The sequence below is a fragment of the Sphingomonas sp. PEI4 genome (assembly GCF_056679955.1).
Genome location: NZ_CM155258.1, coordinates 2,669,148 through 2,687,109, shown reverse-complemented (window position 1 = coordinate 2,687,109; position 17,962 = coordinate 2,669,148). Strand labels below are relative to the sequence as shown.

The 17,962-nt window shown below is 64.6% G+C and carries 22 protein-coding genes, 1 tRNA gene and 1 riboswitch; of the genes, 14 read left to right on the top strand and 9 right to left on the bottom strand.

The features are described 5' to 3' along the window. Positions 1–41: 41 nt before the first annotated feature. The 8 genes from AC1MLZ_RS12480 to AC1MLZ_RS12445 all read left to right on the top strand — a co-directional run bounded on the left by AC1MLZ_RS12480 (position 42) and on the right by AC1MLZ_RS12445 (position 8,783). The gene (locus AC1MLZ_RS12480) at positions 42–842 is read left to right on the top strand and encodes a sterol desaturase family protein (RefSeq protein ID WP_480961541.1); all 801 of its coding nucleotides are present in this window, start codon (positions 42–44) and stop codon (positions 840–842) included. Further along, a complete protein-coding gene (locus AC1MLZ_RS12475; protein ID WP_480958748.1) occupies positions 808–1,197 on the top strand; it encodes a DUF2141 domain-containing protein in 390 nt (129 codons plus the stop codon). The genes AC1MLZ_RS12480 and AC1MLZ_RS12475 overlap by 35 nt, the downstream gene beginning before the upstream one ends. A gap of 70 nt (positions 1,198–1,267) precedes the next feature. After that, positions 1,268–2,131, top strand: a complete 864-nt coding sequence (locus AC1MLZ_RS12470) for a MipA/OmpV family protein (RefSeq protein WP_480958747.1) — start codon at positions 1,268–1,270, stop codon at positions 2,129–2,131. A gap of 201 nt (positions 2,132–2,332) precedes the next feature. Then, positions 2,333–3,340, top strand: a complete 1,008-nt coding sequence (locus AC1MLZ_RS12465; protein WP_480958746.1) for a ferritin-like domain-containing protein — start codon at positions 2,333–2,335, stop codon at positions 3,338–3,340. Positions 3,341–3,386: 46 nt separating this feature from the next. Further along, a complete protein-coding gene (locus AC1MLZ_RS12460; RefSeq protein ID WP_480958745.1) occupies positions 3,387–4,418 on the top strand; it encodes a ferritin-like domain-containing protein in 1,032 nt (343 codons plus the stop codon). Between the two features lie 78 nt (positions 4,419–4,496). After that, positions 4,497–5,366, top strand: a complete 870-nt coding sequence (locus tag AC1MLZ_RS12455) for an outer membrane protein (RefSeq protein WP_480958744.1) — start codon at positions 4,497–4,499, stop codon at positions 5,364–5,366. A 433-nt stretch (positions 5,367–5,799) separates the two neighbouring features. Then, positions 5,800–5,910: riboswitch (TPP riboswitch) on the top strand. A 39-nt stretch (positions 5,911–5,949) separates the two neighbouring features. Continuing rightward, positions 5,950–7,869 (top strand): phosphomethylpyrimidine synthase ThiC, encoded by a 1,920-nt coding sequence (gene thiC, locus AC1MLZ_RS12450; RefSeq protein WP_480958743.1) that lies wholly within the window; start codon positions 5,950–5,952, stop codon positions 7,867–7,869. A 2-nt stretch (positions 7,870–7,871) separates the two neighbouring features. Then, positions 7,872–8,783 (top strand): GIY-YIG nuclease family protein, encoded by a 912-nt coding sequence (locus AC1MLZ_RS12445; RefSeq protein ID WP_480958742.1) that lies wholly within the window; start codon positions 7,872–7,874, stop codon positions 8,781–8,783. A gap of 70 nt (positions 8,784–8,853) precedes the next feature. On the opposite strand, the gene AC1MLZ_RS12440 is transcribed toward AC1MLZ_RS12445, so the two are convergent. From AC1MLZ_RS12440 to AC1MLZ_RS12425, 4 genes are all read right to left on the bottom strand, one after another. Then, positions 8,854–9,144 carry a type II toxin-antitoxin system RelE/ParE family toxin gene (locus AC1MLZ_RS12440; RefSeq protein ID WP_480958741.1) on the bottom strand — a complete coding sequence of 97 codons (291 nt, stop codon included), beginning with the start codon at positions 9,142–9,144 and terminating at the stop codon, positions 8,854–8,856. After that, on the bottom strand, positions 9,141–9,374 hold the full coding sequence (locus tag AC1MLZ_RS12435) for a type II toxin-antitoxin system ParD family antitoxin (protein WP_480961540.1): 234 nt from the start codon (positions 9,372–9,374) through the stop codon (positions 9,141–9,143). The genes AC1MLZ_RS12440 and AC1MLZ_RS12435 overlap by 4 nt, the downstream gene beginning before the upstream one ends. 150 nt (positions 9,375–9,524) lie before the next feature. Further along, the gene (locus AC1MLZ_RS12430) at positions 9,525–9,686 is read right to left on the bottom strand and encodes a type II toxin-antitoxin system YoeB family toxin (RefSeq protein ID WP_480958740.1); all 162 of its coding nucleotides are present in this window, start codon (positions 9,684–9,686) and stop codon (positions 9,525–9,527) included. Further along, positions 9,686–9,940: a type II toxin-antitoxin system Phd/YefM family antitoxin gene (locus tag AC1MLZ_RS12425; RefSeq protein ID WP_480958739.1), complete on the bottom strand. Its 255-nt coding sequence runs from the start codon at positions 9,938–9,940 to the stop codon at positions 9,686–9,688. The genes AC1MLZ_RS12430 and AC1MLZ_RS12425 overlap by 1 nt, the downstream gene beginning before the upstream one ends. Positions 9,941–10,131: 191 nt before the next feature. Here AC1MLZ_RS12425 and AC1MLZ_RS12420 point away from each other — a divergent pair, with 191 nt between their 5' ends. Next, positions 10,132–11,013: a hypothetical protein gene (locus AC1MLZ_RS12420; RefSeq protein WP_480958738.1), complete on the top strand. Its 882-nt coding sequence runs from the start codon at positions 10,132–10,134 to the stop codon at positions 11,011–11,013. A gap of 46 nt (positions 11,014–11,059) precedes the next feature. Here the strand turns inward: AC1MLZ_RS12420 and AC1MLZ_RS12415 are convergent, their stop codons facing one another. Together AC1MLZ_RS12415 and ung are read right to left on the bottom strand one after the other, a co-directional pair. Continuing rightward, entirely contained in the window at positions 11,060–11,359 is a 300-nt protein-coding gene (locus AC1MLZ_RS12415; RefSeq protein WP_480958737.1) for an alkylphosphonate utilization protein, read from the bottom strand. Next, positions 11,356–12,051: a uracil-DNA glycosylase gene (gene ung / locus AC1MLZ_RS12410; RefSeq protein ID WP_480958736.1), complete on the bottom strand. Its 696-nt coding sequence runs from the start codon at positions 12,049–12,051 to the stop codon at positions 11,356–11,358. The genes AC1MLZ_RS12415 and ung overlap by 4 nt, the downstream gene beginning before the upstream one ends. Positions 12,052–12,130: 79 nt before the next feature. Between ung and aguB the strand changes: the two genes are divergently transcribed. Next, positions 12,131–12,979, top strand: a complete 849-nt coding sequence (gene aguB / locus AC1MLZ_RS12405) for an N-carbamoylputrescine amidase (protein ID WP_480958735.1) — start codon at positions 12,131–12,133, stop codon at positions 12,977–12,979. Positions 12,980–13,049: 70 nt separating this feature from the next. On the opposite strand, the gene AC1MLZ_RS12400 is transcribed toward aguB, so the two are convergent. Beyond that, positions 13,050–13,799: a uracil-DNA glycosylase gene (locus tag AC1MLZ_RS12400; RefSeq protein ID WP_480958734.1), complete on the bottom strand. Its 750-nt coding sequence runs from the start codon at positions 13,797–13,799 to the stop codon at positions 13,050–13,052. 22 nt (positions 13,800–13,821) lie between these two features. Between AC1MLZ_RS12400 and folK the strand changes: the two genes are divergently transcribed. The 3 genes from folK to AC1MLZ_RS12385 all read left to right on the top strand — a co-directional run bounded on the left by folK (position 13,822) and on the right by AC1MLZ_RS12385 (position 15,165). After that, positions 13,822–14,343, top strand: coding sequence for a 2-amino-4-hydroxy-6-hydroxymethyldihydropteridine diphosphokinase (gene folK, locus AC1MLZ_RS12395; RefSeq protein WP_480958733.1), 522 nt, complete (start codon positions 13,822–13,824; stop codon positions 14,341–14,343). 21 nt (positions 14,344–14,364) lie between these two features. Further along, positions 14,365–14,440 (top strand) — tRNA-Lys (locus AC1MLZ_RS12390). A gap of 227 nt (positions 14,441–14,667) precedes the next feature. After that, positions 14,668–15,165, top strand: coding sequence for a phosphatase PAP2 family protein (locus AC1MLZ_RS12385; RefSeq protein ID WP_480958732.1), 498 nt, complete (start codon positions 14,668–14,670; stop codon positions 15,163–15,165). Here the strand turns inward: AC1MLZ_RS12385 and galE are convergent. Then, complete coding sequence (galE, locus tag AC1MLZ_RS12380; RefSeq protein ID WP_480958731.1) at positions 15,162–16,175, bottom strand: UDP-glucose 4-epimerase GalE; 1,014 nt, start codon at positions 16,173–16,175, stop codon at positions 15,162–15,164. The two genes, AC1MLZ_RS12385 and galE, sit on opposite strands and share 4 nt — an antisense overlap. A 59-nt stretch (positions 16,176–16,234) precedes the next feature. Between galE and msrA the strand changes: the two genes are divergently transcribed. Next, the gene (gene msrA / locus AC1MLZ_RS12375; protein WP_480958730.1) at positions 16,235–16,777 is read left to right on the top strand and encodes a peptide-methionine (S)-S-oxide reductase MsrA; all 543 of its coding nucleotides are present in this window, start codon (positions 16,235–16,237) and stop codon (positions 16,775–16,777) included. Positions 16,778–16,902: 125 nt separating this feature from the next. Here msrA and AC1MLZ_RS12370 read toward each other — a convergent pair whose 3' ends face one another. Further along, the gene (locus AC1MLZ_RS12370) at positions 16,903–17,925 is read right to left on the bottom strand and encodes an L-threonylcarbamoyladenylate synthase (protein ID WP_480958729.1); all 1,023 of its coding nucleotides are present in this window, start codon (positions 17,923–17,925) and stop codon (positions 16,903–16,905) included. Positions 17,926–17,962: the final 37 nt, after the last annotated feature.

Genomic DNA, 17,962 nt, shown 5'->3' with positions numbered 1-17,962 from the left:
CACCCATTACGTCGCACCGCAAACGCCCCTATAAGCGGCTCATGTGGCTCGCCATCCTCCTCTCCGCGCTGGCGATGACCGCGATTATCGGCATCCGCTACCTGATCGTCTCGGGCGCGTTCGCCGCGGCTACGCGCGCGCGGCATCCCGGCCTCTACCGCGGGCTCGATGCGCAGATGCGCCGCGAGATCGGCTGGAGCATCGCGTCGGCGGCGATCTACGGCGTCCCCGCGGGTATCCTCGCCTGGGGCTGGCAGAATCGTGGCTGGACGCAGGTCTATGCCGACGTCCACGCCTATCCGCTCTGGTATCTGCCCGTCTCGGTGCTGCTGTATCTCTTCGCGCACGATACCTGGTTCTACTGGACGCACCGCTGGATGCACTGGCCGCGGCCGTTCAAGCTCGCGCACGCGGTCCATCACGCCAGCCGGCCGCCGACCGCATGGGCGGCGATGGCCTTCCATCCGATCGAGGCGATCACCGGGGCTGTGATAATTCCGCTACTGGTCCTCCTGATTCCGATCAATGTCGCCGCCCTTGGTTTGGTCCTGACCGTCATGACGGTTATGGGGGTGACCAATCACATGGGGTGGGAGATATTCCCGCGGTTCATGTGGCGGGGAGCATTGGGGGGATGGCTGATAACGGCCAGCCACCATCAGCGTCATCATGAACAATACGGATGCAATTATGGGCTATATTTCCGAATCTGGGATCGGCTCTGCGGCACCGACCGGGGCCTTGGCGACTTCACGAAATCGCATGCCAAAGCCGCGGCTCGTGGCGGCATGCGCGATCGCGTGGGCGATGCTGGCAGCGGCGGCGCCGGTCACGCGGCTTGACGTAGAGGTCGACAATCTCCGCTCGGCAAAGGGCCTGATCCGGATCTGCCTCACCGCGGATCCGGATAATTTCCCGGGTTGCATCGACGATGCCAACGCGCTGACGCGTTCGATCCCGGCCAGCGTCCACACCATCAGTTTCCCCGGCCTGCCGCAGCGCGGTTATGCGCTCGCGGTGATCCACGACGAAAACAGCAATTCCAAGCTCGATACCTTCGCCGGCATCCCGCGCGAGGGCTATGGCTTCTCGCGCAATGCCGCCGTCCGCTTCGGTCCGCCGCACTTTTCCGCCGCCCAGTTCATGCTCGCGGGTGATGCCGAATTACAACAGGTGAAAATGCGTTACATCTTCTGACCGATCGTGACGGACCGAAAACGGTTTCACCGCGTTTCGCCGTGGAACCTTTTCTGTCCGGAGCATTTCCTTGCGCGCATTCACTCTCTTCACGTCTGCCGCAACCGCGGCGCTCACGATCGCCACGCCGGCCTTCGCCCAGACCGATCCCAACCCGTCGCCCCCGATCACCAACCCTGCGGACAACAACCGCATCACGGTCGGCATCGGCGCGGCATCGCTGCCCGACTATGAGGGCGCGGACAGCAATTCCTTCACTCCCGGCGCGGTTGCGATCGGCACGGTCCGCGGACACGACTTCTTCACGCGCGGCACGCAACTCTACGTCAACCTGATCCCGAACACGGGCGAGGCCGGCATCAACTACGAGCTGGGCGTCATTGGCGCGATCCGCACCGATCGCACCGGTAAGGTCGACAATCGCCAGGTCCGTGCACTCGGCAAGATCGACACGGCGTACGAGGTCGGCGGTTATGTCGGCATCGGCAAGACCGGCGTGATCACCAGCGATTACGACACGATCACGGCACGCGTCGCGTATGTCCACGACGTCTCGGGCACGCACGACAGCTATGTCATCACACCGCAGATCAACTACACCACGCCCCTGTCGGTCCGTACGCTCGTCGCGTTCGGCGTGTCGGCGGATTATGCGGGCAAGGGCTTTGGTCGCACCTATGCGGCGGTGACGCCGATCGGCACGCTTGCCAGCGGCCTGCGTACCTACGACGTCAACGACAGCGGTTTCCGTCGCGTCAACGCCTCGTTCTTCGTGTTGCAGAGCCTGTCGGGCGATCTGCGGCACGGCTTCGGTGTCGGTGCGGGCGTGCTCTACGGTCGCATGCTCGGCAAGTACAAGGACAGCCCGATCGTGGCCGATGTGGGCGACGCGGACCAGCTGTTGGGCGCGGTCGGACTCACCTACACGTTCTAATCGAATTATTTTTTGGCGGGTCTTGAAACCCGCATCCAAAAGCCGTCCGCAGTCGTTACTCGACGCGGACGGCTTTTTTTATGTCCGTAACAGAACAGGTTACGCGGGAACTTCGGTTAAACGAGGCCTGTCGGAACACGCTTGTTGCGCGATGGCCGGAAAGCAATCCGACGTCCGCAACAACAAGGGGAGGACCCTGATATGACCGAGCCTAACGTGACCGAGAGCGCGCACCTGATCGAAGCCCTCGATGCCCGCGTAGCGCGACGCAACGACCGGCGTGACTTCTTCAAGAACGCGCTCGGCGCGGCTGCGATCACCGCCGCCGGCGCCACCGCGCTGTCCTTCTCCTCCTCGGCGGCGGCGCAGGCCATCACCGACGCGGACGTCCTGAACTTCGCCCTCAACCTCGAATATCTCGAGGCGCAATTCTATTCCTACGCCGCAACCGGTGCAGGTCTCCCCAACACCCTGCTCACCGGCACCGGTCAGCAGGGCGCCGTCCTCGGCGGCCGCCAGGTCGCGTTCACCGACCCGATCGTCGCGCAATACGCCAGGGAGATCGCCGCCGACGAGATCGCGCACGTCAACTTCCTGCGCACGGCCCTTGGCACCGCCGCCGTGTCGCAGCCGGCGATCGACGTCAGCGTGACCGCCACCAGCGCCTTCTCGAACGCCGCACGCGCCGCGGGCCTGATCGGCGCGGGCGCGTCGTTCGACGTCTATGCGAACGACGAGAACTTCCTGCTCGGCGCGTTCATCTTCGAAGACGTCGGCGTCACCGCCTACAAGGGTGCTGCCCCGCTGCTGACCAGCAAGGCGTATCTGGAGGCCGCCGCCGGCCTGCTCGCGGTCGAGGCCTATCATGCCGCGATCGTCCGCACGACGCTGTACGGCAAGGGCATCGAGACGCCGTCGCTGCGTACTGCCACCGAAGCGATCTCGAACGCGCGCGACAGCCTCGACGGCACGAGCGACATCGATCAGGGCGTCGCGCCGATGACGATGACGCCGACCAACCTTGCCACGACGCAGGCCGCCGTGACGATCGCGAACGTCGCCCCGCTGGATTCCAACGCTCTCGCGTTCAGCCGGTCGACCAGCCAGGTGCTGAACATCGTCTACCTCACCAGGGGCGCGGCATCGGCGGGCGGGTTCTTCCCCGCAGGCATGAACGGCAACATCAAGACGAGCGTAGCTGCAGCCTGATCGGCTCCGACCCAACGCTATTCTTCGACACAGGGGAGAGACCCAAGTGACCGATATCAATACCCAGGACATCTTCGACGCGATCGCCAGCCGTCGTAACGAACGCCGCAACTTCCTTCGTTTTGCGGGTGGATCCGCGCTTGCCGTCGGCGGTGCATCGTTGCTTGCCGCGTGCGGTAGCGACGATGACGATCTCGCGCCGGCCCCGACGCCTACGCCGACGCCGCCACCCGCTGCGGCGCTGAACGACGCCGACGTGCTGAACTTTGCGCTCAACCTCGAATATCTGGAATCGCAATTCTACGCGATTTCGACGTTTGGCGTCGGCCTCAACGCCAGCATGCTCACCGGAACGGGCCAGCAGGGAGCCGTGACCGGCGGCGCGCAGGTGCCGTTCCAGGATCCGGTCCTGCGCGAATATGCGCGGGAGATCGCGATCGACGAAGTCGCGCACGTTGCGTTCCTGCGCACCGCGCTCGGCACCGCCGCGATCGCTCAGCCTGCGATCGACATCTCGCCCGGCACTGCTGCAGCGCCGGGTGCCTTCACGCTCGCCGCTCGCTCGGCCGGCGTTGTCGGCCCGACAGGCATCTTCAACCCGTATGCCGACGAGAACAGCTTCTTCCTCGGCGCGTTCATCTTCGAGGATGTCGGCGTCTCGGCTTACAAGGGCGCGGCACCGCTGCTGCAGAACAAGACGTTCCTGGAGGCCTCCGCCGGCATCCTCGCGACGGAAGGGTATCACGCGGGTCTCATCCGCACGGTGCTGTATCGCCGCGGCCTGACGATCCCGTCGCTGCGCACCGCTGCCAACCAGATCAGCGACGCGCGCGACAGCCTCGACGGCACCGTCACGAACGCCGCGACCGGCGTCATCGCTGACGACGATCAGGGCATCACCAGCAGCGATCCGACGATGTCCAACATCGTGCCGACGGACGCCAACGGTTTGGCCTTCAGCCGCTCGACCGGGCAGGTGCTCAACATCGTCTACCTGAACAAGGCCGCCGTCTCGATGGGCGGGTTCTTCCCGGCCGGCGTCAACGGCGTGATCAAGACCAGCGCTGCCAATCCGTGATCGCGACCACCGATTGAACATAGACCTCGGGTCGCGGCGAGCATTGGGAGCGCCGCGACCCTCGTTTGGGGAATGACCATGAAGCACTTTACGAAGCTTACCGCGCTATCCGGCCTCGCCGTCGCGAGCTTTTCCGCCGTTCCGGCCCACGCACAGGAAATCACCGAAGACCGTCCGTTCTCCGGCGTCTATGTCGGTGCAGCCGGCGGGTACGACATCCAGGGCAACGATACCGGCTCGTCGATCCTGTTCGACCGCAACGGCGACGGCAATTTCAGCGACAGCGTCAACACGATCACCGGCGCCAACGCCTTCTCGCCCGGGTTCTGCAACGGCTCCGCGCGCACCGGCGCCGCTGCCTATGGCTGTCGCAACGACGATGACGGCTGGGCCTATTACGGCCGCGTCGGCATGGATGCACAGCGCGGCAACATCGTCGTCGGCGTCGTCGGCGAATTCGGCAAGTCCGAGATCACCGACAGCACCTCCGGCTTCTCGACCACGCCCGCCAGCTACACCATGGCGCGCAAGCTGAAATGGGAAGGCTCGATCCGCGGTCGCGCGGGTTATGCGGTGAACACCACGCTGTTCTACGGCACGTTCGGTGCGGGCTATGCCAAGATCAACAATCTGTTCTTCAGCACCAACACCGCCAACGCGTTTTCGGCCAGCGGCTCGAAGAACCAGTGGGGTATCCTCGGCGGCGGCGGCATCGAGCAGAAGCTGACCAAGAACATCTCGATCGGCATGGAATACATGTTCCACCAGTATAATGACGACGACGCCCGCGTCCGCGTGACCGCTGGCACCGCACTTGCCGGCAGCCCGGTATTGCTCGCCAACAACCCCTTCCTAATCGCGCCCAACACCAGCGGCACCGACTTCCGCCGCAGCGACGACAAGTTCCGCTGGCACTCGCTGCGCGGCACAGTGAACTTCAGGTTTTAGGCGCCGGGCGGCTTGAGCCAACCTGGCGCAGGACTCGCCCAAGCCCGGCCAGCGCAGCAAAGCACGCCACAAGGCGTAGCTTTGCTACGACTGACGGCGCGCGGAGTAAGGGAAAGGCCGTTGCCCCACACCGCGGCAGCGGCCTTTCTCCTGTGCGCGTTACTTCAATCCTCCCCCGCCAGGGGGAGGTAGCGCCGTAGGCGACGGAGGGGGAGGACACGCAACAGAGGTTTCCCCTTACCTCCCCCTCCGACAGGCTAAGGCCTGCCACCTCCCCCTGGCGGGGGAGGATCGTTAGAAGCTGCCCATTCCCCCCTCTCCTCCGTTCGCCCTGAGCGAAGTCGAAGGGCAAGCCGCAAGCGCAAACGCCTCGCACCCGCTCACCACGAACGGCGAAGTTTCCCGTTGCACCCCACCCCAAGCCCCCTATGCTCGCCCCACCCCGGGGGAGCGCTTTATCCGCGCTTGAGAGGAAGGCAGGAGCCTTCGACCCGCTGAACCTGATCCGGTTGATACCGGCGGAGGGAGGGAGCGGTCGCCACAGAACCGCAGCCTTTGCTCCGAGACCTTTAGGAGCAAGCGCATGGCCGTCACGCAAAAGACCACCGACATCGGCGTAACCACCGGCCCGATCCGAGGCTCGCGCAAAATCCACGTCGCGGTCCCCTCCAGCCCAGACGTCCGCGTCGCCATGCGCGAGATCGTCCTCGACCCAAGCTGCTCCGAACCCCCCTTGCGCGTCTACGACACCAGCGGCCCCTACACAGACCCGCGCGCCACGATCGACATCAACGCCGGCTTGCCGCCAATCCGCCGCCAGTGGATCGAAGCCCGAGGCGACGTAGAATCCTACGAAGCCCGAGAACTCCGCCCCGAAGACAACGGCCAGCTCGGCCCAGACCGCTCCGGCGGCGTCCCCCAATTCCCCGGCACCATCAAGCGCCCCCTCCGCGCCAAGCCCGGCCACAACGTCAGCCAGATGCACTACGCCCGCCGCGGCATCATCACCCCCGAAATGGAATACGTCGCCACCCGAGAAAACCTCGGCCGCGCCATGCTCAAGGACTACAAACGAGACGGCGAAAGCTTCGGCGCACAGATCCCCGACTTCGTAACCCCCGAATTCGTCCGCGACGAGGTCGCCCGCGGCCGCGCAATCATCCCCAACAACATCAACCACCCCGAATCCGAACCGATGGCGATCGGCCGCAACTTCCTGGTCAAGATCAACGCCAACATCGGCAATTCCGCGGTCGCCAGCAACGTCGCCGCCGAAGTCGACAAGCTCGTCTGGTCGATCCGCTGGGGCGCAGACACGGTGATGGACCTCAGCACCGGCCGCAACATCCACGACACCCGCGAATGGATCCTCCGCAACTCGCCGGTCCCGATCGGCACCGTCCCCATCTACCAGGCGCTCGAAAAGGTCGGCGGCGTCGCCGAAGACCTCACCTGGGAGATCTTCCGCGACACGTTGATCGAGCAGGCCGAACAAGGCGTCGATTACTTCACGATCCACGCCGGCGTCCGCCTCGCCTACATCCCGATGACCGCGAAACGCGTCACCGGGATCGTCTCGCGCGGCGGCTCGATCATGGCGAAATGGTGCCTCAGCCACCACAAGGAGAGCTTCCTCTACGAGCGCTTCGACGAGATCACCGAGATCATGAAGGCCTACGACATCGCCTACAGCCTAGGCGACGGCCTGCGCCCCGGCAGCATCGCCGACGCCAACGACGAAGCGCAGTTCAGCGAACTCTACACGCTCGGCGAACTCACCCACCGTGCCTGGAAGAGCGACGTCCAGGTCATGATCGAAGGCCCCGGCCACGTCCCGATGCACAAGATCAAGGAGAACATGGACAAGCAACTCGAAGTCTGCGGCGAAGCGCCCTTCTACACGCTAGGGCCACTCACCACGGACATAGCCCCCGGCTACGACCACATAACGAGCGGCATCGGCGCCGCGATGATCGGCTGGTACGGCACCGCGATGCTCTGCTACGTCACGCCGAAGGAGCATCTAGGCCTCCCCGACCGCGACGACGTGAAAGTAGGCGTAGTAACCTACAAACTAGCCGCCCACGCCGCCGACCTCGCCAAAGGCCACCCCGCCGCCCAGATGCGCGACGACGCCCTCAGCCGCGCAAGGTTCGAATTCCGCTGGAGAGACCAGTTCAACCTATCCCTGGACCCCGACACCGCCGAACAATACCACGACCAGACGTTACCGGCAGAAGGCGCCAAGACCGCGCACTTCTGTAGCATGTGCGGCCCAAAATTCTGCTCGATGAAGATCACGCAAGAAGTGCGGGACTTCGCAGCGAAGCAGAATGCGCCTGCGGACACGTTTCTAGTGGCGGACACAGCCGCAACCACCGCCGACACCAACCGCGCGCTCTTCGCGAAGGGTGCGCATATGGACGCTGAGAAGGGGATGGCGGCGATGAGCGAGGTGTTTAGAGAGAGGGGCAGTGAAATTTATCTGCCGGCGAAAGAGTAAAGATGCCCGATGCTATTTTCGGACGCACGATCCAATTGTTTTTGGTCGACGGCACGCCCAACGGGCTAAGGAAGGCCACGATCCATGGCTGGACGGGGCTGACATTCGTCGCGACCGACGCGACTTTTGCCGCTTTGGTTGCTCGTCCTGAGTTGGATCGCACGGGCGTTTACGTTCTTCATGGACCTGACCCAATAAAGTCGGGTGCGACCCGTGCCTATATCGGCTCGGCGAATAGCGTGACCGAGCGTATCAAGCAGAGCGCCGGACAGCGAGCTTTTTGGGAGACCGCGATTGCGGTCACCACCAGCGATGACGACCTTTCGAAAGGCCATGTTGAGTATTTAGAAGCTCGGCTGATCGAGATGGCAGTGGCTGCAAAACGTGTTGAGTTGGACAACGGTACGCAGCCCGCCGGGCATCGGCGGCGCCTCCCCGAGGCAGACCAGGCAAACATGGAACAGTTCCTACTGAACCTGCAGGTCATACTGCCGGTTATCGGTCTCGATCTGCTAAAACCTCAGCCGAGAGCTGCTGCCCAAACGATAATTCCGGCAGAGCAAAGAACGGCGCACGATGTTCATTTCGAAATAAATCATAAGGCTGGGGCGAGAGCTGAGGCAGTAGAAGAAGATGGCGAGTTTATAGTCTTGGAAGGTTCGCAGGCGCTGAAGGAATCGGGATTTTCCTCGAACTCATACTCGTTCTTGAAGAATACGCTAATTGTTAGCGGTGCCTTGGTTCCGACTATCGATGAACAGTATGTTTTCACAGAGCCTTATGCATTTAACAGTCCATCCGCTGCCGCTGCCGTAGTGCTGGATCGCAATGCCAACGGCCGCACGGAATGGAAGGTCAAGGGTTCGAAGCGTACGTATGCGGACTGGAAGCTGGCTCAAACGGGCATTGGCTAGTGCCAATCGAATCGAGAAAAATCGAGGACACGTCGGGGCGGGCGCTCGATTGTATCCAGATACGCGGTCGCTATAGGTGCCGCGTCGAATCCATTGCTTTATGTAGGACACGCACGACCAGCACGCCCTCAGACGTAATCTTGTAGAAAGCCCGATGCTCGCCGGTCGGGAGGCTTCGTATGCCTGCGGCCAGATCGGTCCGTAAGACACCGAGTTCGGCAAATTCTGAAAGCCGCGACAACGTTCCGTGGATCGTCCGCAGATATTCCTCTGCGATGGCCAAGCCGTGCGCCCCGATGCTGTAGTCTAGAATGCCGGCAAGATCGGCGTCAGCGTCACGACTAAGCGTAACGAGTATCAAGCCAAACCGTCCCGCTTCCTACGGTCAGCGATGATATCCTCGATGGTCCGTTCGCTTACTCCGGAAGCCAACCCCGAGTCGATAGCTGCCCGTAAAGCCTTCAACTTCTCCGCATCGTCGCGGTCGCGGCGGACTAGGTCACGCATATAGTCGCTGGTACTGCCGTACCGCCCTTGAGCGACACGCGCCTCCGTCCAACTCTGGAGGTCATCGGGAAGCAGGACATGCATCTGTGCCATGATCCCGGTATATTCTGCTGTGACCGGACCGACAAGCCAATCAATAATGATACCGCACGACGGTATTTCTAATGCCTGCGCGTCACCCGATCCGCGAACCCGGTACACCAATCGGTGCTCGCCCGTGATCCGGCACGACCATCAACCCGTGAGGTTCTGCCGCAAGGGCTCCGGTCGTCCTGTCTCCCTGGACGGGTCGCGCGCGCACTCGGCGATCAGCGCGTTGATCCGTTCCAAGACCTTGGTGTCGGTGCGCTGCCAGTCGACATAGTCGCGCCACGCATCGCCTCGAAAGACGATCATCACGGCCGGATCAGTTCATGCTCCTCGCCTCGTCCCGCATCGAGTCCGGCGATGCCATCGAGCAGATGTTTCGCATTCGCCGGAGACGCCAGCAAATGCAGCGTCTCCTCCATTCCCGCCCATTCGCTCGCCGAGATCAACACGACATTCTCACCGCGCTGCCGCGTGATCATCACGGGCGCGCGGTCCGCTACGACCTTGTCGAGCACCGCCTTCAGATTCTCGCGTGCTTCAGAATAGGTCACGGTCTGCATGACCTTAAGGTGGACAAGATATTATCCATGTCAACGGAGCCGTAACGCCCGGCTTGATGGATGCCCCCGCGCCACACCCGCCGCACAAAAAGTCCAACAAGCACCGCAAACGCTGTCCTACACGCCGCCGGTCTGATCCGCTCCGGCAAATGACGACGAAACCCACGCGCACGCGCGCTCGCCACGGTGTCATGCCCGACATCGCCCCTCCTCTCGAACCGATTGCCCCCGAGCCGACCGGACGAACCAACGCGCTGACCATCACCGAGGCCGAGTTTTTCCCGAAGGTCGAGGACTTCGACCTCACCGAATACGACTGGGTGCCGGTTCGCCGGAAGGTGCGGCGCGATGGGTGGACGGTCGCGACGCAGCAGGCGTTCATCGGCGTGCTGGCGGACACTGGCTCGGTCACCCAGGCCGCGCTCGAGGTGAACATGTCGGCGACCTCCTGCTACCGCCTGCGCCGTGCGGCCGATGGCGGGGCGTTCGCGGCGGCGTGGGATGCGGCGGTGCAGACCGCGTCGCTGCGGCTGGTCGATCTCGCCTTCGACCGCGCGATCAACGGGTCGCCCGAGCCGGTATTCGACCGCGAAGGCAACCGCGTCGGCCAGCGCGTCCGCTTCAACGATCGCCTGCTGATGTTCCTTCTGCGCGCGCATCAGCCCGACCGCTATCGCACCCCCGGCCAATCGTCCGCCCCGCCCAGCACTTCAATCCCGTCCGCCACGCGGTCCCCGTCCGCCACGCCATCCCTGTCGGCGCCGTCCGTCGAAACCGCGCTCGTCGCGCTCGCGCCGCCGCTACCGCCCGAGCCGCATCTGCTGATGGCGCCGGACGACCTCGCGATCGCGCTCCAGGTCGCCGATATCCGCAGCGAACCAGCCGCCCGCCGTCCTGCTTCCGCCTGCGATCCCCAATCTGCCGGCGATACGTCGCCGCTCGGCGCCGCATTCGAGGCGCAACTCGCCGCCGCCAAGGCGACGGTCCCGCCCAAATACCCTTGGCGTGTCCGCGCCGAAGACGAAGGTGAGGATGACGATGAAAGACCTGGGCGGCGTCGTTTCCGAGCGTGACTTTATCGTAACCTTTGGCCGCAGCCATGAACGCGGCGCCGAAGACTCACCGCTTCCGAACGAACTCCGCCCGCAGCACCAGCCCCTTGATCCCCTCATACCGACAGTCGATCTCCTGCGCGTCGCCGGTCAGCCGGATCGACTTGATCACCGTGCCCCGCTTCAACGTCTGCCCCGCACCCTTCACGGTCAGGTCCTTGATCAGCGTAACCTGATCGCCATCCGCCAGCACGTTCCCAACCGAATCCCGCACCACGACCGCGCCGTCATCTGCCGCCACTGCCGTCGCGGCACCGCCGGCAACCCACTCGCCAGTCGCTTCGTCATAGACATATTCGTCAGTCATCGGTCAGTCTCCGGCAGCGCCCAATCGATCGGAGCGCGCCCATGGGTTTCGAGAAAGTCATTGGCCCGGCTGAACGGCCGCGATCCGAAGAACCCGGTCCGTGCCGCCAGCGGCGAAGGATGCGCCGACTGGATCACCAGGTGCCGCCCGCCCTTGCTCACGTCATCGACGAACGCCGCCTTCTTCTGCGCATACGCCCCCCACAGCAGGAACACGACCGGTTTGTCCTGCGCGTTCACCGCCGCGATGACCGCATCAGTAAACCGCTCCCACCCCCGCTTCTGATGCGACGCAGCCTCGCCCATCCGCACGCTCAGCACCGCGTTGAGCAACAGCACGCCCTGCGCCGCCCAGTGATCGAGCATGCCATGAGACGCCCGCGGTATCCCCAGATCCGCCTCCAGCTCCTTATAGATATTGACCAGACTAGGCGGCGTCCGAACCCCCTCGCGCACCGAGAAGCTAAGTCCATGCGCCTGCCCCGCGCCATGATACGGATCCTGCCCCAAAATCACGACCCGCACTTGATCGAGCGGCGTCAACTCCAACGCCCGAAACCGGTCCGCATCCTCCGGAAACACCCGAGCCCCCGCCGCCCGCTCAGCCTCCAGAAACGCATCCAGCGCCCGCATATACGGCGCCTCGAACTCGGCTTGCAGCGACTGCCAGCTGTCGGGAAGAGTAGGTGTCATCCCCGGCGGCATGTCGGACGGGCGAGGGGGGTGTCAATCACCCTCGCACAACGCGCTCCACATCATTATGTGAGCGCCCATGACCGAGATCACCGTCGCCGCGCTGCAGCTGGGCTTCACGCCCAACATCGACCGCAACATCGCCAACGTGTCGCGCCTCGTCCACGAGGCCGCCGCAAAAGGCGCGCAGGTCATCCTCCCGCCCGAGCTGTTCGAAGGCGAGTATTTCTGCCGCGTCGAGGACGAGGGCCTCTTCGCCAACGCCGCCCCCGTCACAGAACACAAGGCGGTGCTCGCGATGCAGGCGCTAGCCGAGGCGCTCAAGGTCACGATCCCGACCAGCTTCTTCGAGGCGGACGGCCCGCACCATTACAACAGCCTCGCGATGATCGGCCCCGACGGCAACGTCCAGGGCGTCTACCGCAAGAGCCACATCCCCGACGGCCCCGGCTACGAGGAGAAGTTCTACTTCCGCCCCGGCAACACCGGCTTCAAGGTCTGGCCACACCCCGCTGGCAAGCTCGGCGTCGGCGTCTGCTGGGACCAATGGTATCCGGAAACCGCCCGAGCGATGATGCTGATGGGCGCCGAGATGCTGTTCTACCCGACCGCGATCGGCAGCGAGCCGCACGACACCTCGTTAGACACCGCGCGCCTGTGGCGCCGCGCGATGCTCGGCCACGCGGTGTCGAACGTCGTGCCGATCGTCGCCGCCAACCGCGTCGGCGTCGAGCACGGCCAGACCTTCTACGGCACCAGCTTCATCGCCGACGAGCGCGGCGACATCCTGGCCGAACTCGGCCGCGACAACGAAGGCGTCATCACCGCAACGATCGACCTCGACATCGTCAAGCGCCACCGCGCCGCCTTCGGCTTCTTCCGCGATCGCCGTCCGGATTTGTACGGCCGGCTGGTCCAGGATATCTGAAGACTCGATCCTCCCCTGCCAGGGGGACGATCAACTCAGAACCAAGCCAGCCCCGAGGGCCTGACTTCCGTCAGGACGACGGAGCGGGGTTCCCGCGCAACTCCAGCGCCCGCTTGAATACCGCGTCGAACATCTCCGCGGTCAGCACACCCGTATTCACGTTGTAGCGCGAGCAATGATAGCTATCGATCAGGATGCGACCATCAGGCATCACATGTTCCGCCCCATGCGCGAACCGCGCCTTGGGCAACCGCCCGCCCAGCATCTTCACCGCCGACTGATGCGCGATATGCCCCAGCGCGACGAACACGCGCGCACTCGGCACCGCATCCGCCTGCGTCTCGAGGAACGGGCGGCACGTGCGGATCTCTTCCGGCGTCGGCTTGTTCTCGGGCGGCAGGCACTTCACGGCGTTGAGGATGATCGCGCCGTCGAGCGCCAACCCGTCCTCGGCCTTCGCGCCATACGTGCCGGTCGCGAGCCCGAACCGCCCCAGCGTCTCGAACAGGAACTGCCCCGAATAATCGCCCGTGAACGCGCGTCCGGTCCGGTTCGCGCCATGCTTGCCGGGCGCGAGGCCGATGATGCCGAGCCACGCCGCCGGATCGCCGAACGCGGGGACGGGCGCGTTCCACCAGGTCGGGAACTCGGTCCGCAGGTGTTCGCGCACTGCGACGAGGCGGGGGCAGAGCGGGCAATCATGCGGCGGCTCGGTATCGGGCAGCGCGGAGACGGGCGCGAATACAGTCGTGACATCGATCTCGTCAGCCGAGTCGATCGCGTGCTCGGGAAGCGCGGAAGCGTAAGGTGTGGAATCCATCGGAGTGCGCTAGGCGGACCAAATGTCGCCTGCAACCCCGCTCCCGCCGATCGCGCGCCCCGCAACCACCGGCGCACCCACCTACGCGATCGCGCTCGGCTCCAACCGACGCGGCCGTCACGGGAGCCCCGAGCGCGAGATCGCCGCCGCGCTGGAAGCACTTGGCACTGTCGTCGCACGATCGCCGACCGTCGCCAGCGCACCGCTCGGCCCCTCGAACCGCCGCTACGCCAACGCCGTCGCATTGATCGAAACGCCGGAAGATCCCGCGACGCTGCTCGTTCGGCTCAAACGGATCGAACGCGCGTTCGGCCGTCGCCCCGGTCGCCGCTGGGGGAGTCGCGTGATCGATCTCGACATCATCCTCTGGTCGGGCGGCGCATGGTCGTCGCCCGGACTCACCGTTCCCCACGCAGCCTTCCGCACCCGGAGCTTCGTCCTCGGCCCGCTCGCGGGCCTTGCCCCGACATGGCGCGATCCGCTGACCGGCAGAACGATACGGCAATTGGCGCAATCGGTTGACCGAAAGCGGCCACGCGATTAGGTGCGCGGTCCACGATGGCGGGGGTCCGTAGCTCAGTTGGTAGAGCAAGCGACTTTTAATCGAGAGGTCCCGGGTTCGAGCCCCGGCGGACCCACCATCGATGCCTCGGGCGACGCGCCGAGCAGGCGGAGGCATGTCCCGGCGATTCTCGCAGGGGCATCGGTCGCCGCCGTCGGCATCATCCTCATCCTGCTGGTCGGTCTCGCGATCGACCATTGGCCGTTTGCGTTCGATCGCGCGATCATCCTCGGCCTGCGCACTTGGCACGGACCGTCCTGGCTGCCCGACGTCGCGATCGACGTCACCGCGCTCGGCGGCGGTATCGTGCTGACGATCGTCGTGGTCGTCGTCACGGGGTTGTTGATGGTCCAGCGGTTATGGCTAACCGCGATGGCGACGCTCGCGGCAAGCATTTCCGGCGGGCTCATCGTGGATTTCGTCAAGGCGCAGGTCAACCGTCCCCGCCCCGACATCGTCGAGCACCTCGTCACCGCCTCGAACATGAGCTTCCCGAGCGGGCATTCGGCGAACAGCGCGATCGTCTATCTCACGCTCGCCGGCCTCGCCTCGCAGGTGACCGAGCACCGCGCGGCAAGGCGTTACCTGTTGATCGTCGCGATCCTGCTGGTCGGCGCGATCGGCTGCAGCCGGGTGTATCTCGGCGTCCACTGGCCGAGCGACGTGCTGGCCGGCTGGAGCTTCGGCACGCTGTGGGCGCTCGCCTGGTGGCTCGCCACCGCCCGCGCGCGGCAAGCGATCGGCGGCGAACGCCACGCGTTCGGCACCCCGCCTGCCGATCCGCCCGCCGACCCGGCTTCCTAGCGGCCCTTCTCGGCCAGCACACGCTCCCACGCCAGCGCATCGCGGACGATCCCGTCGAGATCGGCGTGGCGCGGCGTCCAGTCGAGCCGTTCCAGGATCGCGCTGTTGTCCGAGATCAGCATCGCCGGATCCCCCGCTCGACGCCCTTCCAGGCGACGCTCGATCGTCATGTTCGTAACCTTGTCGACCGCATCGAGCACTTCCAGCACCGAGAAGCCCTTGCCGTAGCCCGCGTTAAGCGTGTGGCTCCTGACTGGGTCGGCGACGAGAACTTCAAGCGCGGCGACATGCGCGGCGGCGAGGTCGGTGACGTGGATATAGTCGCGCACGCCGGTGCCGTCGGGCGTGTCGAAGTCGGTACCGTAGACGCCGACATGGCTACGCTTGCCGGTGGCCGCCTCGACCGCGATCTTGATCAAGTGAGTCGCGCCGATCGTCGACTGACCGCTGCGCCCTTGCGGATCCGCGCCGGCGACGTTGAAGTACCGGAGTGCGGCGTAGTTCATCGGGTGCGCCGCGGCGACGTCGCGCAGCATCGCCTCGGTCATCAGCTTCGACATGCCGTAGGGGTTGATCGGCACGGTCGGATCGCCCTCCGCGACCGGCACCTTCTCGGGCGTGCCATAGGTGGCGGCGGTCGACGAGAAGATGAAGTGCGGCACGCCCTCGACGACTGCGCTCTCGATCAGCGCACGGCTGGCGGCGGTGTTGTTGCGGTAATATTTGAGCGGATCGCTGACCGACTCGGGGACGACCACCGAGCCCGCGAAATGCATGATCGCGCGGACGCTGTGCTCAGCGATCGCCGCTCGGACCTTCGCATCGTCGGCGACGTTCGCCTCGACCAGCGTTGCACGAGGATCGACCGCCCAGTCGAACCCGGTGACGAGATTGTCGAGCACGACGACGTCGTATCCCGCGTCGAGCAGCGCCAGCACCGCGTGGCTGCCGATATACCCGGCGCCTCCGGTGACCATAACCTTACCGTCGAGTTCCAGACCGTCGATCATATGCGTCTCCTCTTTGTTGGGCGGTAGCGACTTCCTACATTGGGAGAAAGGAGATCGTTATGACGGATTATGTGACGCTGGCCGGCGGCTGCTTCTGGTGCACCGAGGCAGTTTTCAAGGACGTGATCGGCGTCGAGTCAGCCGAGAGCGGGTATATCGGTGGCCATGTGCCTGATCCAACGTACAAACAGGTTTGCGGCGGTGACACGGGACATGCCGAGGCGATCCGCATCGGGTTCGATCCCGAACAGCTGAAGCTCGGCGACCTGCTCGATATCTTTTTTGCGACGCACGACGCGACGACGCTGAACCGGCAGGGGAATGATGTCGGCACACAGTATCGCTCGGCGATGTTCCCGGCGGACGATGCACAGCGGGCAGAGATGGAAGCGGCGCTTGAGCGTGCGCAGGCGGATTCGCCGAAGCCGATCGTGACGACGATCGAGCCGATGGATACGTGGTACGAGGCCGAGGGCTACCACCAGGATTATTGGGAAACGTCGGGTCGCTCGAACCCGTATTGCATGGCGGTAATCCCGCCGAAGCTGCAGAAGCTCCGCAAGAGCTTTGCCGCACGGTCGAAGGCGGCGGTGAACGCGTAAGGCAGAATGGGTTTACGCAAAGGCGCGAAGGCGCAAAGATGTTGGCTGCAGATATGACCGTCACGGCCGATCGAGAGCCCTAAAACTCTTCGCGCCTTTGCGCCTTCGCGTGAACCACTCTTATTCTAACGATGCGCAGCCCGGCGAAGGCGGTCGTTGATTGCTTCGCCGATTCCGTCGAGCGGGATTGGCGCGATGGCGATCTTCGGACTGCCGTTCGCGTCGGCAGCGTGAAGCAGGTCGAACAGCTTCGCAGCGGCTTCGACGAGATCGCCAGATGCGGATAGGGTTACGTCACCCGCCACGTCTCCAAAGCCGATCAGCCACTCGTCAGACGCCGCGTCGACGGCGTTCAACCGGAGAGGCTTGCTTGGCGCATAATGGCTCTCAAGCTGTCCTGGCGCCGTCACCGTCTTGTTCCCCGGCAAAGGCCGGGGCCCAGTTGGGGTAAGGCTATGGTGCACGTTGCGCGCCGTTACATCCGACGTTCCAACTGGGCCCCGGCCTGCGCCGGGGAAGTGCTCAAGGTTTTGGAGGTGCCGGTGGATAGCCTCAGCCGTAATCGGCCCCGGCCGCAGGATCGTCCGCCCAGCCACGATCGTCGACTCCAACCCAGCCTCGGTCGCACCGTCGTCGATGATCAGCGGCACATTCCCCCCCAAACTCCCCGCAACATGCGCGGCCGTCGTCGGGCTGATCCCCCCGCTCGCATTGGCCGAAGGCGCCGCCAACGGCCGCCCCGACTTCGCGATCAACCCCTGCATCGCCCGATGCCGAGGCACTCGAATCGCGATCGTCGCCAATCCCGCCGTTACCAGCGAAGCGATCCCCGAATCCCGCCGCACCGGCAGCACCAACGTCAGCGGCCCCGGCCAGAACGCCGCCGCCAGCGCTCGAGCATCAGCATCGAACACCGCGATCCGCTCCGCCGCCGCCAGATCGGCCACATGCACTATCAACGGATTGAAACTCGGCCGCCCCTTGGCTGCATAAATCCGCGCCACCGCCTCGGCATTGGTCGCGTCCGCGGCCAGCCCATACACCGTCTCGGTCGGCACCGCGACGATCCCGCCGTCGCGAATCAGCGCGGCGGCTTCGGCGATCGCGGCCGTGCCGTAGGGTAAAATCCGGGGGTGTGGACGGGTCATTTCACAGGCGTATAGCGGGTCCAAACCGTAGCGATAA

Bases quoted from the DNA above. Each gene is read 5' to 3' on its own strand.
- AC1MLZ_RS12480 (WP_480961541.1), top strand. From the start codon at position 42: ATGTGGCTCGCCATCCTCCTCTCCGCGCTGGCGATGACCGCGATTATC.
- AC1MLZ_RS12475 (WP_480958748.1), top strand. From the start codon at position 808: ATGCTGGCAGCGGCGGCGCCGGTCACGCGGCTTGACGTAGAGGTCGAC.
- AC1MLZ_RS12465 (WP_480958746.1), top strand. From the start codon at position 2,333: ATGACCGAGCCTAACGTGACCGAGAGCGCGCACCTGATCGAAGCCCTC.
- AC1MLZ_RS12455 (WP_480958744.1), top strand. From the start codon at position 4,497: ATGAAGCACTTTACGAAGCTTACCGCGCTATCCGGCCTCGCCGTCGCG.
- thiC (WP_480958743.1), top strand. From the start codon at position 5,950: ATGGCCGTCACGCAAAAGACCACCGACATCGGCGTAACCACCGGCCCG.
- AC1MLZ_RS12445 (WP_480958742.1), top strand. From the start codon at position 7,872: ATGCCCGATGCTATTTTCGGACGCACGATCCAATTGTTTTTGGTCGAC.
- AC1MLZ_RS12435 (WP_480961540.1), bottom strand. From the start codon at position 9,374: ATGCATGTCCTGCTTCCCGATGACCTCCAGAGTTGGACGGAGGCGCGT.
- AC1MLZ_RS12430 (WP_480958740.1), bottom strand. From the start codon at position 9,686: ATGATCGTCTTTCGAGGCGATGCGTGGCGCGACTATGTCGACTGGCAG.
- AC1MLZ_RS12425 (WP_480958739.1), bottom strand. From the start codon at position 9,940: ATGCAGACCGTGACCTATTCTGAAGCACGCGAGAATCTGAAGGCGGTG.
- AC1MLZ_RS12420 (WP_480958738.1), top strand. From the start codon at position 10,132: ATGCCCGACATCGCCCCTCCTCTCGAACCGATTGCCCCCGAGCCGACC.
- AC1MLZ_RS12415 (WP_480958737.1), bottom strand. From the start codon at position 11,359: ATGACTGACGAATATGTCTATGACGAAGCGACTGGCGAGTGGGTTGCC.
- ung (WP_480958736.1), bottom strand. From the start codon at position 12,051: ATGACACCTACTCTTCCCGACAGCTGGCAGTCGCTGCAAGCCGAGTTC.
- aguB (WP_480958735.1), top strand. From the start codon at position 12,131: ATGACCGAGATCACCGTCGCCGCGCTGCAGCTGGGCTTCACGCCCAAC.
- AC1MLZ_RS12400 (WP_480958734.1), bottom strand. From the start codon at position 13,799: ATGGATTCCACACCTTACGCTTCCGCGCTTCCCGAGCACGCGATCGAC.
- folK (WP_480958733.1), top strand. From the start codon at position 13,822: ATGTCGCCTGCAACCCCGCTCCCGCCGATCGCGCGCCCCGCAACCACC.
- galE (WP_480958731.1), bottom strand. From the start codon at position 16,175: ATGATCGACGGTCTGGAACTCGACGGTAAGGTTATGGTCACCGGAGGC.
- msrA (WP_480958730.1), top strand. From the start codon at position 16,235: ATGACGGATTATGTGACGCTGGCCGGCGGCTGCTTCTGGTGCACCGAG.
- AC1MLZ_RS12370 (WP_480958729.1), bottom strand. From the start codon at position 17,925: ATGACCCGTCCACACCCCCGGATTTTACCCTACGGCACGGCCGCGATC.